The sequence below is a fragment of the Fibrobacter sp. UWB12 genome, assembly GCF_900142485.1.
Classification (GTDB): domain Bacteria; phylum Fibrobacterota; class Fibrobacteria; order Fibrobacterales; family Fibrobacteraceae; genus Fibrobacter.
Map to the genome: position 1 here is coordinate 189,528 of NZ_FRAZ01000006.1, position 12,378 is coordinate 201,905.

A 12,378-nucleotide genomic window follows, 5' to 3' on the forward strand; every position below is an offset into this window, starting at 1 on the left:
CACTATACCGCTTTTTAAATTTAGCCCAAACTTCTTCGACAGAGAAGTAAAAGAATTAATCACATTACGGAACGTTAGGCAACCGTTCATCTTTTTCAACAAACTAAATCGGCATTTACCGCTAGTTTAGCGCAAGGCGTTTACGTCTTGTGTTTACACGAATCCTTTGCCTTTGTGAGGTTTTTATGGCAATCGATCAAGAAAACGTTTTTAGAGAGCACCCTTGTTTTGGTGCGTGTAAGAATCGTAAAGGGCGTATTCATTTGCCCGTCGCTCCGGGCTGCAATATCGAATGCCGTTTTTGCGACCGTCGCATCAACGAAGATGCACAAATCCCGGGAAATACAAGTAAAGTCATTAAGCCCGAAGAAGCATGCGGATATATTCGCAAAGCATTAGAATTCGTGCCAGAGCTTACCACGGTGGGTATTGCAGGGCCTGGCGATACGCTTGCAACGCCGTTTGCACTGGATACGTTCCGCCTCGTCAAAAAGGAATTTCCGCAGCTGATTCGTTGCATGAGCACCAATGGGCTTTTGCTGAACGACAAAGCAGACGAAGTCATTGATGTGGGTATCGACACGCTGACGGTTACGGTGAATGCCGTTGACCCAGAAATCGAGGCTATGATCAACGCGAGAATTTTCTACCACGGCAAAACTTATACGGGCGTTGAAGCAGCTGAAATTCTGATTCACAACCAGCTTGAAGGCATCCGCAAAGTTGCAAAGAGCGGCACGCTTATCAAGGTAAATACAGTTCTTTGCCCAGGAATCAACGACAAGCATATCGAAGATGTCGCTGCAACCGTCCGCGAAGCCGGTGCGATTATATATAACATCATCCCGTTGATTCCGCAGAACGGTTTCAAAGACATTCCGGCACCAACTCCGAAGGGACTCGCAATTGCACAGGAACAGGCAGGAGTATTTATCAACGTGTTCAAGCATTGCGCACACTGCCGCGCTGATGCCGTTGGCGTCCCCGGCGTTTACGATGTCGGTGCACAAATTTACATGGACCGTATCCGTGTAAAGGAGACATTCTCTCATGGCTAAATACAAAGTAGCAGTTGCCACAAATGATGGCATAAACGTCAATGTCCATTTTGGACATGCAGCAGCTTTTGACATTTATGAAGTCGATGACGTGAGCGGAAAATTTGAAAAGATTGAAGTTCGCGTAAAACCAGAACATTGCGATGGTTCGTGCGGAGACGGAGCATGTGGAAGGCAAGAGGTTGAACATTCGTCTATGTTTGCGGCCGCAAAAAATCTTGCTGATTTAGATTACGTTCTTTGCCAACAGCTTGGCCCACAGGCAATTCAATCATTGGCTCGCTTTAACGTGCGTGCTTTTGATATTGCGCTCCCCATCGATGAAGCAATCGCCAAGATAAATTTATACCGAAAGAAATTAGCTGAACGACTTTCAAGAATCAAGGGTTTACAAAATAAGACTTTATAAAGTTCAAAAAAAATTTTAAAAACAACTTGACGGAAGAAAAGTTTGGTTTTATATTTATTCCTACCAATTCAATAGGAAATTAAATGAGTATTCAATTTGCAAAATTTTGTTGTTCTAGCGACCGATGTTGACGGGCGCTTATTGCGGTATTGAATGATTTTCTCGCCCGTGTAAGGTTCTCCTGCACGGGCTTTTTTTACGGGCTTTTTTGCCTGCAACTCAAAAAATTTTAGGAAATAAAACAATGGAAAGTTTAACAGCAAAATTGTGCGCATTTGCTCGTGCTTGGCATTCGTCGCAGCCAGACAACACCGTTTTCAATGATTTCTTGGCCATGGACTTTATGGGTCGAGAAGAATACGATAAAGTTTCGAACTTTATCTTAAAACGTTTTCCGCAAGAATCGGAAAATTCGGTTGAGTATTTCAATCGAAAATATTTCCTCCCAATCGTACTTTCGCGAAGCCGCTTTGCAGAAGATCGCGTGAAGCTTTTGGCCCAATCGGGGCCGATTCAATATGTGATTTGCGGAGCAGGTGTAGACACGTTCTCATTTCGCAACAAAAATCCGAATGTCGAAGTTTTCGAATTGGATTTGCTACCAACGCAAAGCTACAAGAAAAAACGCATTCGTGAGCTTCAGTGGAATGTTTCGAAGAACGTCCATTTTGTTGCGGTTGATTTTAGCAAGGATCGCATTGTAGATAAGCTTGTTGAAAACGGTTTTGACCGCAAAAAGCCAACTGTCGTCAGCATATTGGGCGTCTCGTATTATCTGCCGCTGTCCGTATTTGCCGAGACAATTCGTCAGTTTTCGGAAATTGCAGCAACAGGAATTTCAATTATCTTTGACTACCTACAAAAAGAAGCGTTCTCTACTTCCGTTTTGCAATTGAAAAAAATCGTTGCCGATTGCGGTGAAACAATGGCAGAAGGCTATCGTGATCGTGAAGTTTTTGAAGTGCTTGAGCACAACGGTTTTAAGGTCGATGAATTTCTTGGTGAAAGCGCATTACAACAACGTTACTTTCTGACAGGAAACCTTAAGGCATTTGATTCCGTGCGCCTCATCGCAGCAGTGCGTTGATTATAGAAAAACTTTATCACTAGCTTTAGAAAAATAGTATAAACAAATCTCTTGCCAAATCGAAAGGCTTTATCTAAATTAAAACCTACAAAAGAAATAGGATACAAAAATGAATTTTTATTTCAATAGCTTGAATTTTGCTTGTTGTTGTCGATGTCGAACGGGCATCTAGTTTTTAGGCTATACTTTTAAACAGGTTCCCGCTCGGTTTTATGTTCCGTAGCGGGATTTTTTTATTCAAAAAATTTCAAAAAAAACAAAGGCGCTATCACTTAGTAGCGTCACAGGAGATTATTATCTTATGTCAAATTTCAACTATATCGAAACAAAGCTCATTCACGGCGGCATCGATGGCGACAAGGTTACAGGAGCAGTAAACGTTCCCATTTACCAGACATCTACCTACAAGCAATTTGGTCTTGGTGAAAACACTGGTTGGGAATATTCTCGCACCGGGAACCCCACGCGTGCAGCTCTTGAAGCATTGATTGCAGAACTCGAAAGCGGTGTTGCTGGCTTTGCGTTTGCAAGCGGCATGGCAGCGACATCAACAGTTCTTTCGCTTTTCAAGCAGGGTGACCGCATTATCATTTCAAGCAACGTCTATGGCGGTACCTTCCGCGTTCTTGACAAAGTATTCAAGAATCTCGGCATTACGTACTCCATTGAAGACACCACCGATTTAAAAACGCTCGAATCGAAAATTACACCCGATGTGAAAGCATTTTTCGTTGAAAGCCCCGCAAACCCGCTTTTGACCGTGACGGACTTGGCAGGCGTCGCCGCAATTGCAAAGAAGCATAATATCTTGACGATTGTCGATAACACGTTCATGACGCCTTATTTGCAGCGTCCATTGGAACTTGGCGCCGACATTGTGGTACATTCCGCAACCAAGTATTTGGGCGGCCATAGCGATGTGGTGGCTGGCCTTGCAGTGACCAACAACAAGGAAATTGCAGAACGTCTCGCATTCAATCAGAATGCAGTAGGCGCAGTACTTGGACCTTTCGATTCTTTCCTCTTGATTCGCGGCATCAAAACTCTTGGTGTTCGCTTGGATCGTCATACCGAAAATGCTGAAAGTATCGCCCGCTATCTCGAAAAGCACGAAGCCGTAAAGCACGTTTATTACCCGGGACTCCCGACCGCACAAGGTTATGAAATAAACAAGAAACAAGCCAAAAACGGCGGCGCCATGATTTCATTTGAACTCCGCGAAAACTATGACATCAAGAAATTCTTCAAGGCCCTCAAGCTCGTTTCACTCGCCGAAAGCTTGGGCGGTGTCGAAAGCCTCGTATGCCATCCGGCCACAATGACTCACGCATCCATTCCAAAGGAAATCCGCGAAAAAGTCGGTATTACCGATGGACTTATCCGCTTGTCTGTGGGCATCGAAAAAGTGGATGACATCATTTCGGACGTAAACGCAGCTATTGAAGCAGCAAAGGCATAAACAGATTGCTTCGCAATAAAAGAGGTTTTTTATGAAATACTATGAATCCATGAAATCGTTAATCGGAAACACACCGCTTGTTAAGCTTACTCATGTTGGAGTTCCAGAAGGTGTAAACTTGTTTGTGAAGCTTGAGTTGTGGAATCCTTCGGGTAGCGTGAAAGACCGTACCGGTTATTATATGGTCGAAGAAGCATTCGAGCAAGGAACGCTCAAGCCAGGTGGAACGATTATCGAAGCTACTGCAGGAAACACCGGTCTCGGAATCGCCTTTGCCGCCCTCAACCGCGGCGTGCGCGTAATCTTTGTGGTACCAACAAAGTTCTCGCAAGAAAAGCAGACACTTTTGCGTGCGCTAGGCGCAGAACTCATTAACACCCCGCGTGAAGAAGGCATGCTTGGAGCCGAAAAGAAAGCCGAAGAATTACTCAAGCAAATCCCGGATTCCATTTCGCTCAGACAATTCCATAACATGGCAAATCCTCGCGCCCATTACGAAACAACCGGCCCCGAGATTTACAAGGACCTTGACGGACATATCGATTATGTAGTCGCTGGCGCAGGGAGCGGCGGCACATATTCGGGAATCCTCAAGTACCTCAAGGAACGTAATCCCAATATCCAAGGCGTGTTGGCAGACCCCGTAGGTTCTACAATGGGGGGCGGCGAACATGGCGATTATAACATCGAAGGAATCGGAAACGATTTTATCGCCGACACTATGGACATGTCCCTCGTCGATAGAGTTGTAAAAATCAATGACGATGACGCCTTCGGCGGAGCCCGCGACCTCGCCAAAAAAGAAGGCATCATTGCAGGATCTTCTTCTGGAGCCGCTTTCGCAGCAGCCAAGAAGCTTATCGCTTCAGGCGCACGCGGAAACATCGTCTTTGTAGCACCAGACCGTGGCGACCGCTACTTTAGCAAGGGATTATATGAATAAATAAAATTGGTTTAACAATAGATTCGAGAAAGAAATACCCCTGATGTTTAAAACATCAGGGGTATTTCTTAGTTACTTTTTATAGATTCGTTTAAATTCAGACTCTACTAATTTAATTTGCCTTCGTCCAGAACAAAACCTTGCGTTTTACAAATTCAAATAGTTCCATAATCGCAAGAACAACAATGCCCGTCCAAAGGATTCCGGCAACCATGTTGGGGTAATCGGAATAGTCTGCATAAAATTGCACGAAATGCCCTAGCCCTGTATTTTCGCCAAAGAGTTCAGCAACAGTGAGCATAATGAACGAAAGCCCCATGCCTACAGAAAGCCCAGAAAAAATGGAAGGAAGGCTTGCGACAAAGGCAATTCTCCACAAGTATTCAAAGCGACCAATGCCGATGATGGCGGCGTTCCGCTTGTATTTTTCAGGAATATCGGCAGCACCGGCTGCGGTATTCAAGTAAATGGGCCAAAAAGCGGCAATAAAAATGATGAATGTGGAAGAAAGATAGAATGTCGGCAAAATGGCGATTGCGTAAGGAATATAGACGTTAGGCGGAATGGGAGCCGCAAATCGGGAAATAGGCTTTAACATATTGCCCACCCAAGGAACAGATCCAGAAACAATTCCAATGGAAATCCCAACAACAGCCGCCGCAAAGTAAGCAGGAACAAGCTTCAGGAGCGACGCCCACGCACTCCGCAAAAGTTCTTCACGCGAATTGAAAAGGGCTTCCGCAATCGCTTTGGGCGATGGGAACAAATATTGGCTACTCCATTCTGGGCCGCTACTGATTAATGTCCAAATTCCAAGCAAAAGAAGAAGGAATAAAAATCCTGAAAATTTAGATAGGTATTTTACAAAAATTCTCATATGCTAGCGCCCTCCTGTACGGTATGGCCGAGTTTTTCAAGGATGTCCTTGTGGTAGGCATCTTCGATTTCGATAATTGTTTTTTGAACTTTTTCGTTGCGGAACCATTCCGTGCGACTTTTCTTCACCGGAAAATCCAAAGGAATATCGGCAATAATGCGGCCAGGCGTAGAACCCAATACAATAATTCGGCTCCCTAAATAAACAGCCTCGCGAATATCGTGTGTCACAAACAAAGTTGTTATCGGACGGTCTTTTACGCCACGGCAAAGCTCAAGGACTAAATCTTGAAGGCTTGCACGATTTACAGGATCAAGCGCTCCAAAGGGTTCATCCAAAAGAAGGGCGTCCGCCCCAACGCTCAACGCTCTTGCAATAGCTCCACGTTGACGCATACCGCCCGAAAGTTCAAAGGGATATTTATGGAGGCTTCCGGAAAGTCCCACCAAGTTCAAATATTCTTCAGCCAAATGTTTTGCAAAACGCCCATTGACCTTTTTAGTTTTTTTAATAGCGAGCGAAACATTTTGTAGAAGGGTTAACCAAGGAAAAAGAGTGTAGTCTTGAAAGACTACGCTCCTTTCTGCGGAAGGTTTTTCGATTTCTTTTCCCTTCCAGTAAACACGCCCTTCGCTTGGCTTAGTAAGCCCGGCGAGAAGGTTCAGCAAAGTGGTCTTGCCACTGCCGCTTTCGCCTAGTAAACAAACAAATTCGCCTTGGTTGATTTTCAAGTTGATGTCTTTCAGGATTGGCTTGCCATCATAAGAAAAACCGAGATTTGTTGCTTCAAAACCACTTTGCGTTTGACTCATGTTGATTTTACCTTAGTTTCTAGACTTGAATATTTTTTCGGCGTTGGCATAGAATTCAGATTTGGGTTGCTGCTTGCGGAGTTCGGCAAGAGCGTCACGATAGTAGTTCGTGAGGACATATTGAGAGACCTTCTTGTCGGACTTGATGAATTCCGCATCCTTCAAGAAATCCCAAAAGAATTCAACGCCTTTCACGTTCGGGTCGGTATCCTGCGTCACGTAACCGCTGTAGAAAGCCTTGTTGACGAGAGCCGTATCAAGCTTAATCCACTTAGCAATAATTTCTACGCTCTTCTTGTGATCGTTTGCGACAAGTTCTTCGGCTTCAATCAGCGACTTGACCAAGCGCTTGTAAATGTCGTCACGGCCTTCAAGTTTGCGTAGCGATGCAATGAGGCGGCAGCAAATATGTCCCGGATTGATGTCCTTGCTGCGGAGCACCACAGAGAGACCCGCTTCTTCGGCACGGAGGTCGTGCGGGCCCCAGGTCACGCCGGCATACACACTGCCGTTCTTTACCGCTTCGATAACTGCAGGCGGATTTTTGAGTTCTACAATAGTAACATCCTTACGCCAGTCAATACCTTCTTTTTTGAGGCCTCCGCGAACAATGGCATCCGCTGTTCCCAAACGGATTGTAGCGATTTTCTTTCCCTTGAGATCGCTCAGTTTTTTGACGGAGCCTGCATTTTCCTTGCGGGTAATCACAGCCTGGTCGCCACCCATGAGGCCGCCAATAACGCGAATATCAGCACCCTGCGAAACATGGATCAGCGGAGCGAGTGAGCCAAAAGCACCTGCATCGAGCTTTCCGGCACGAACGGCAGCAATGCCATCGCCAGAATTCGAGAATTCCACCAATTCTACGTCAAGGCCGTTCTTCTTGAAAATGCCCGCATCTTTTGCGATGAAGAATTTGCCCTGGCCCGTAGAAGAGAGGTAGCCAATGGAAAGCTTGTCTGCGGCAATTGAAGATGATACGCAGGCGAGAACAAAGAGGATTGCTGTTGCAATTCGGATGTATAATTTATTCTGAGTCATTGTTAAATTCTCCCTTGTTAGAATGCATAAGTTGCAGAAAGTTGATAGCGATTCAAGTCAGCTTCCTTTACCGTATTTGCAGTCCAGTAATCTGTTTGAACGTGAAGGTATTCAAAGCCAAACGAGAATGCGTCTGTCAAATTGTAGGTCGTATTGGCAAAGAATGAGAAGTTTTGTTCACGACCACCGACTTTTCTGATATCTTCGCGCTTCAGCTTGTCAAGCCCTGCACCCACATTAAAGGCCAGCTTTTGAATAAATTTTGCCTGCAAAGCGATCCAGCCACCATAAGCGCCAATGCTTCTTACGCTTTCTAGATCTTCAGTATTTGCAGCAAGTCCGCGTCCAATGCCTGCCGCATAAGTATCAAGATTTGCACCAATAAAATATTCACCAAGAAAGGTAAAGTTACTTGTTATGGGGAGCGTTAAATCCACATTGAAAGACCATGTGGGAATATCCTTCGTATCGCCTGTGGCATCCAAGTCAACTTCTTCTTGGCCGTAGTGACCGGAAATACCTAAACCGAATTTCTTGCCATCAACCCAAAGAGGAAGCGCAATGCCGATGCGTCCCTGAATTGTGGGAATGTCGGCATCAACACCAGTTTCCGAGGCAGAAGAAGTGTTGTAAGGTTGTGTTTCGCCGATAGTACGGAGAAGGGCAACGGCAAAATCCAAAGAACCTTCGCCAACAGGGACTTTTTCAGTGAATCTGAGTTGAGCTCTGCGAAGGCCCGGATCACCCGAATTGTTAAGAACGCCAGCGTTGAGCGTCGGAGTCACCAACGGAGAAATCAAATCCCATGTTTGACCGCCCAAAATGGAGAAGCCGGACTTGCCAAAAGAAATTTCACCGTAACCATGACGGAGTCTCGGAGTAGGAGCGTTGCCGGAACCGCCGCCGTAGAAATCAACTTCGATTTTACCATTTGCCTTGAAGAACGCAGTATCGCTACCGCTCGAAAGATTGAGGCCGATTCTCGTCAGGTTCGGCGTAAAATGCCAACCGCCATCATTTTCGTTTGTAATGTCCGATGCAGCGGCAAAATTTGCAAAGTTACCGTTATTACTTTTGGAATCTTCGTAAGCAGCATTCAAAGATGCAAAACCGTAAAGCGTTGCACTTACGCCAGATTTCGTGGAAACCGCAATGGGTTCTGCAGCAAAAGCGGTAAATGAAGACAAAAGGATAACTTGAGTTATAGTTTTTTTAATATTGAAATTCATGGAAAAATCTCCTAATTTTTGTATGAGTTGAATAACCACGCAGAGCAATATTCTGCGCGCATTTAGAATTGCCAATCAACCTTCAAAAAGGCATCGGCTTATTTACTGATGAATTTTACAGCTACAACACATATAGGTATCCTCGTGTTGATTGTTCATGTGTCGGAACACTGCGTTCTCGATTGCGATGCCTAAGTTAGAAAACAAAAAACGCTTTGTAAAATACTTTATTTTTATCGCTTGATATAAGGTTTGGCTTTATGTATAAAATTAATTTATACATACTACACACAAATAGCAGCAGGCTATAAACAGTGTTTGCAATCAATTAAACTTGAAAAAGGTCGGCAATGATTTGCACTGCTTTTTTCATCTTATTTCTTTCAACAGAAGAATAGTTGATAACAAACTTGTGTTCCGAAGGCGTTGCGTCAAAATAATATTCCGAAAGAGCCTTAACATTGACGCCCTTCTGACGCAACCGCTTACAGAATTCAGCATCAGAACAATTAGTATTCATCTCAAGAATAAAATGCAAGCCAGCATCTTCTTCGTAAACATGCGCTACTTTTGAAAGCTTACTTTTATCAATCGCCGTAAGCAACGCGTCTCGTTTACTTCTGTACAAATTGCGCATACGGTTGATATGCGTTTCGTAATACCCGAGGTCAATAAACTTCGCCATCACATATTGGTCAAGAGTCGATACGGTACAAGAATAAAATGAAAGTTCGTTGTGAAATTTTTCGGCAAGGTGCGGAGGGAGAACCATATAACTGAGCCTAATGGCAGATGTCATCGTCTTGGAGAATGTATTCAAGTACACAACCTTTTCAGTGACATCAATATTTTGCAATGCAGGGATCGGTTTTCCGGTCATGCGAAATTCGCTGTCGTAGTCATCTTCGACAATGTAGCGTTTAGGCGATTCCGCCGCCCAGCTGAGCAAATGATAGCGTTCACCAACAGGCATCACCTTCCCCGTCGGGAAATGATGCGCCGGAGAAATATGCACGATATCGGCATTTGATTTCTTTAATGCATCTACAAAGCTATCGCCTTCAACAGGGACATGGTTCACCTTGACACCATATTGACTGTAGATTTTTGAAATCTTGCTCCAGCCAGGATCTTCGACAGCATAGCACTTGTCAAATCCCAACAGCTGAACAAGCAAACCATAGAGATAATCCGTTCCCGCCCCGATAACAATTTGTTCAGGCGTCACCTGAATATTCCTGAATTCACGGAGCATGCGCACAATAGCGCGGCGAAGCTCTAATGTGCCAACGCCAGGAGAGACTTGCAACAAGTCCTTTTGCCTTTCGCAAAGAACTTCTCGGGTAATCTTAGCCCAGGTCGAAAAAGGGAAAGCCTCGATATCCGCGCCATTGCTTGCAAAATCGGCAATGTACTTTGGGTTGGTATGCTCAGATTCTTCGTGAAAATCAGCCCGAAGCCTGCGTGAGTGATAAATCTTTTGACGCGATTGGACTTGCAATGTCGCCTTCGCATTGATATCAACGACAAAGAATCCCTTTTTCGGAAGAGAATAAATAAAGCCTTCGGCCAAAAGTTGTGCGTAAGCATTTTCAATGGTCACCACGCTAATGCCGAGATTTTGCGCAAGACTTCTTTTAGATGGAATCTGTTCATCTGCTAAAATTTTCCCGCTTACGATATCTTTTTTGATGCATTGGTAAAGATAATGATAAAGGCTATTGGAACCTGCCTTGGACATATCGTAAGTAAACATAAACCTGACCTTATTAAATATGCAAATCTGACATTTAACTGACCTTATAAAAATAATAAAAAACTGAATATTGAACAAGCCCAACGAATGTTTTAAATTCCCCCTTGAAAAAAAAACAAACCATTTCACAATCAAGGAGATACTCATGCCAGAACAGAACCGTTACGAACTCAATAAGAATCTTGCCCAAATGCTCAAGGGCGGCGTCATCATGGATGTAACCACGCCGGAACAGGCCAAAATCGCAGAAGCAGCGGGTGCTGCTGCCGTAATGGCATTAGAGCGCATTCCCGCCGACATTCGCGCCGCTGGCGGAGTATCAAGAATGAGTGATCCAAAGATGATCAAGGGTATTCAGGACGCCGTTTCCATCCCTGTGATGGCCAAATGCCGCATCGGGCACTTTGCAGAAGCACAGATTTTACAGGCCATCGAAATCGACTACATTGACGAAAGCGAAGTGCTTTCTCCAGCCGATGATGTTTTTCACATCAACAAGCGTGAATTTAATGTTCCCTTTGTGTGCGGCGCAAAAGATTTGGGCGAAGCATTACGCCGAATCGAAGAGGGTGCGTCCATGATTCGTACCAAGGGAGAACCGGGCACGGGCGACATCGTCCAAGCTGTACGACACATGCGTCTGATGAATCAGGAAATCGCCCGCATTTCCAACTTGCGCGAAGACGAACTTTTCAACCGGGCCAAGGAACTTCAAGTGTCGTACGACCTGGTGCGCTATGTTCACGACCACAAGAAACTTCCGGTCGTGAACTTTGCGGCTGGGGGTGTTGCCACTCCCGCCGATGCAGCCCTCATGATGCAACTTGGCGCAGAAGGCGTATTCGTGGGATCCGGCATTTTCAAGTCGGGCAATCCCGCAAAGCGTGCCGCCGCAATTGTTCAAGCCGTTACGAACTACACCGATGCAAAACTTATCGCCAAACTTTCCGAAGACTTGGGCGAAGCCATGGTCGGCATCAACGAACAAGAAATCGCATTGCTTATGGCAGAAAGGGGGAAATAATGCCTAATGCAAAACCGCAGATAGGCGTGCTTGCGGTACAAGGAGCGTTCATCGAACACGAACGCATTCTTGAATCGCTTGGCGCAGAAGTCTTTGAAATCAGGCAATTGCGCGATCTCGACCGTCATTTAGACGGTATTGTACTCCCCGGAGGTGAAAGCACCGTACAAGGCAAGCTCCTTCGCGACTTGGGGCTATTCGAACCATTGCGTCAAAAAATTGTAAACGGGCTTCCCGTGCTTGCGACATGCGCAGGGGCAATTCTCCTTGCCGAACACATTGCAGGCGAAAACAAGGCGCACTTCGCGACACTTCCGGCAGTCATCCGTCGCAATGCTTACGGACGGCAGCTCGGCAGTTTCTTTACAGAAAACGAAGTCGCGCACATCGGAAAAGTTCCGCAAACTTTTATTCGCGCACCATTCTTCGAATCTGTTGGGAACGACGTCGAAGTTCTTTCGCGAACCGCGAGCATAAACACTGACGCAAACGCCACAAGCGTCACAAAGCAAATCGTCGCCGTAAAATACAAGAATCAAATTGCACTGTCGTTCCATCCAGAACTCAATAGCGATACAAGCATTCACCAGTACTTTTTGAATCTTGTAAAGTAGGGCATGCGCATGTCCAATCCGCAAATTCATTTACTTCAAATAAAAAATGCCGACTGATGAACCAGTCGG

The 12,378-nt window shown here is 45.2% G+C and carries 12 protein-coding genes; 7 read left to right on the top strand and 5 right to left on the bottom strand.

Going from position 1 to position 12,378, the window contains the following annotated elements; translation table 11 throughout:
- Positions 1-185 precede the first annotated feature (185 nt).
- The 5 genes from BUA34_RS10765 (at position 186) to BUA34_RS10785 (ending at position 4,956) form a co-directional block, all read left to right on the top strand.
- Complete coding sequence (locus BUA34_RS10765; protein ID WP_072829430.1) at positions 186-1,058, top strand: radical SAM protein; 873 nt, start codon at positions 186-188, stop codon at positions 1,056-1,058.
- Positions 1,051-1,467: a NifB/NifX family molybdenum-iron cluster-binding protein gene (locus BUA34_RS10770; protein ID WP_072829432.1), complete on the top strand. Its 417-nt coding sequence runs from the start codon at positions 1,051-1,053 to the stop codon at positions 1,465-1,467. Before BUA34_RS10765 ends, BUA34_RS10770 begins: the two co-directional genes overlap by 8 nt.
- 244 nt (positions 1,468-1,711) lie before the next feature.
- Complete coding sequence (locus BUA34_RS10775) at positions 1,712-2,554, top strand: class I SAM-dependent methyltransferase (protein WP_072829434.1); 843 nt, start codon at positions 1,712-1,714, stop codon at positions 2,552-2,554.
- Between the two features lie 301 nt (positions 2,555-2,855).
- Entirely contained in the window at positions 2,856-4,013 is a 1,158-nt protein-coding gene (locus BUA34_RS10780; protein ID WP_072829436.1) for a trans-sulfuration enzyme family protein, read from the top strand.
- A gap of 31 nt (positions 4,014-4,044) precedes the next feature.
- On the top strand, positions 4,045-4,956 hold the full coding sequence (locus BUA34_RS10785) for a PLP-dependent cysteine synthase family protein (protein ID WP_072829438.1): 912 nt from the start codon (positions 4,045-4,047) through the stop codon (positions 4,954-4,956).
- Positions 4,957-5,068: 112 nt separating this feature from the next.
- Here BUA34_RS10785 and BUA34_RS10790 read toward each other — a convergent pair whose 3' ends face one another.
- The 5 genes from BUA34_RS10790 to BUA34_RS10810 form a co-directional block, all read right to left on the bottom strand.
- Complete coding sequence (locus tag BUA34_RS10790; protein WP_072829440.1) at positions 5,069-5,833, bottom strand: ABC transporter permease; 765 nt, start codon at positions 5,831-5,833, stop codon at positions 5,069-5,071.
- The gene (locus BUA34_RS10795; protein WP_072829442.1) at positions 5,830-6,645 is read right to left on the bottom strand and encodes an ABC transporter ATP-binding protein; all 816 of its coding nucleotides are present in this window, start codon (positions 6,643-6,645) and stop codon (positions 5,830-5,832) included. Before BUA34_RS10795 ends, BUA34_RS10790 begins: the two co-directional genes overlap by 4 nt.
- A gap of 12 nt (positions 6,646-6,657) precedes the next feature.
- Positions 6,658-7,686: an ABC transporter substrate-binding protein gene (locus BUA34_RS10800; protein WP_072829444.1), complete on the bottom strand. Its 1,029-nt coding sequence runs from the start codon at positions 7,684-7,686 to the stop codon at positions 6,658-6,660.
- A gap of 17 nt (positions 7,687-7,703) precedes the next feature.
- Positions 7,704-8,915 carry a hypothetical protein gene (locus BUA34_RS10805; protein ID WP_072829446.1) on the bottom strand — a complete coding sequence of 404 codons (1,212 nt, stop codon included), beginning with the start codon at positions 8,913-8,915 and terminating at the stop codon, positions 7,704-7,706.
- 328 nt (positions 8,916-9,243) lie between these two features.
- Positions 9,244-10,671: a MocR-like pyridoxine biosynthesis transcription factor PdxR gene (locus BUA34_RS10810; RefSeq protein ID WP_072829447.1), complete on the bottom strand. Its 1,428-nt coding sequence runs from the start codon at positions 10,669-10,671 to the stop codon at positions 9,244-9,246.
- Positions 10,672-10,816: 145 nt separating this feature from the next.
- Between BUA34_RS10810 and pdxS the strand changes: the two genes are divergently transcribed.
- Together pdxS and pdxT are read left to right on the top strand one after the other, a co-directional pair.
- Positions 10,817-11,695, top strand: a complete 879-nt coding sequence (pdxS, locus tag BUA34_RS10815) for a pyridoxal 5'-phosphate synthase lyase subunit PdxS (protein WP_072829449.1) — start codon at positions 10,817-10,819, stop codon at positions 11,693-11,695.
- Positions 11,695-12,309: a pyridoxal 5'-phosphate synthase glutaminase subunit PdxT gene (pdxT, locus tag BUA34_RS10820; protein ID WP_072829451.1), complete on the top strand. Its 615-nt coding sequence runs from the start codon at positions 11,695-11,697 to the stop codon at positions 12,307-12,309. Before pdxS ends, pdxT begins: the two co-directional genes overlap by 1 nt.
- The last annotated feature ends 69 nt before the right edge of the window (positions 12,310-12,378 follow it).

What these genes read in the sequence shown, in the direction of transcription:
- BUA34_RS10765 (WP_072829430.1), top strand. Translation starts at nt 186, where the DNA reads ATGGCAATCGATCAAGAAAACGTTTTTAGAGAGCACCCTTGTTTTGGT.
- BUA34_RS10770 (WP_072829432.1), top strand. Translation starts at nt 1,051, where the DNA reads ATGGCTAAATACAAAGTAGCAGTTGCCACAAATGATGGCATAAACGTC.
- BUA34_RS10775 (WP_072829434.1), top strand. Translation starts at nt 1,712, where the DNA reads ATGGAAAGTTTAACAGCAAAATTGTGCGCATTTGCTCGTGCTTGGCAT.
- BUA34_RS10780 (WP_072829436.1), top strand. Translation starts at nt 2,856, where the DNA reads ATGTCAAATTTCAACTATATCGAAACAAAGCTCATTCACGGCGGCATC.
- BUA34_RS10785 (WP_072829438.1), top strand. Translation starts at nt 4,045, where the DNA reads ATGAAATACTATGAATCCATGAAATCGTTAATCGGAAACACACCGCTT.
- BUA34_RS10790 (WP_072829440.1), bottom strand. Translation starts at nt 5,833, where the DNA reads ATGAGAATTTTTGTAAAATACCTATCTAAATTTTCAGGATTTTTATTC.
- BUA34_RS10795 (WP_072829442.1), bottom strand. Translation starts at nt 6,645, where the DNA reads ATGAGTCAAACGCAAAGTGGTTTTGAAGCAACAAATCTCGGTTTTTCT.
- BUA34_RS10800 (WP_072829444.1), bottom strand. Translation starts at nt 7,686, where the DNA reads ATGACTCAGAATAAATTATACATCCGAATTGCAACAGCAATCCTCTTT.
- BUA34_RS10805 (WP_072829446.1), bottom strand. Translation starts at nt 8,915, where the DNA reads ATGAATTTCAATATTAAAAAAACTATAACTCAAGTTATCCTTTTGTCT.
- BUA34_RS10810 (WP_072829447.1), bottom strand. Translation starts at nt 10,671, where the DNA reads ATGTTTACTTACGATATGTCCAAGGCAGGTTCCAATAGCCTTTATCAT.
- pdxS (WP_072829449.1), top strand. Translation starts at nt 10,817, where the DNA reads ATGCCAGAACAGAACCGTTACGAACTCAATAAGAATCTTGCCCAAATG.
- pdxT (WP_072829451.1), top strand. Translation starts at nt 11,695, where the DNA reads ATGCCTAATGCAAAACCGCAGATAGGCGTGCTTGCGGTACAAGGAGCG.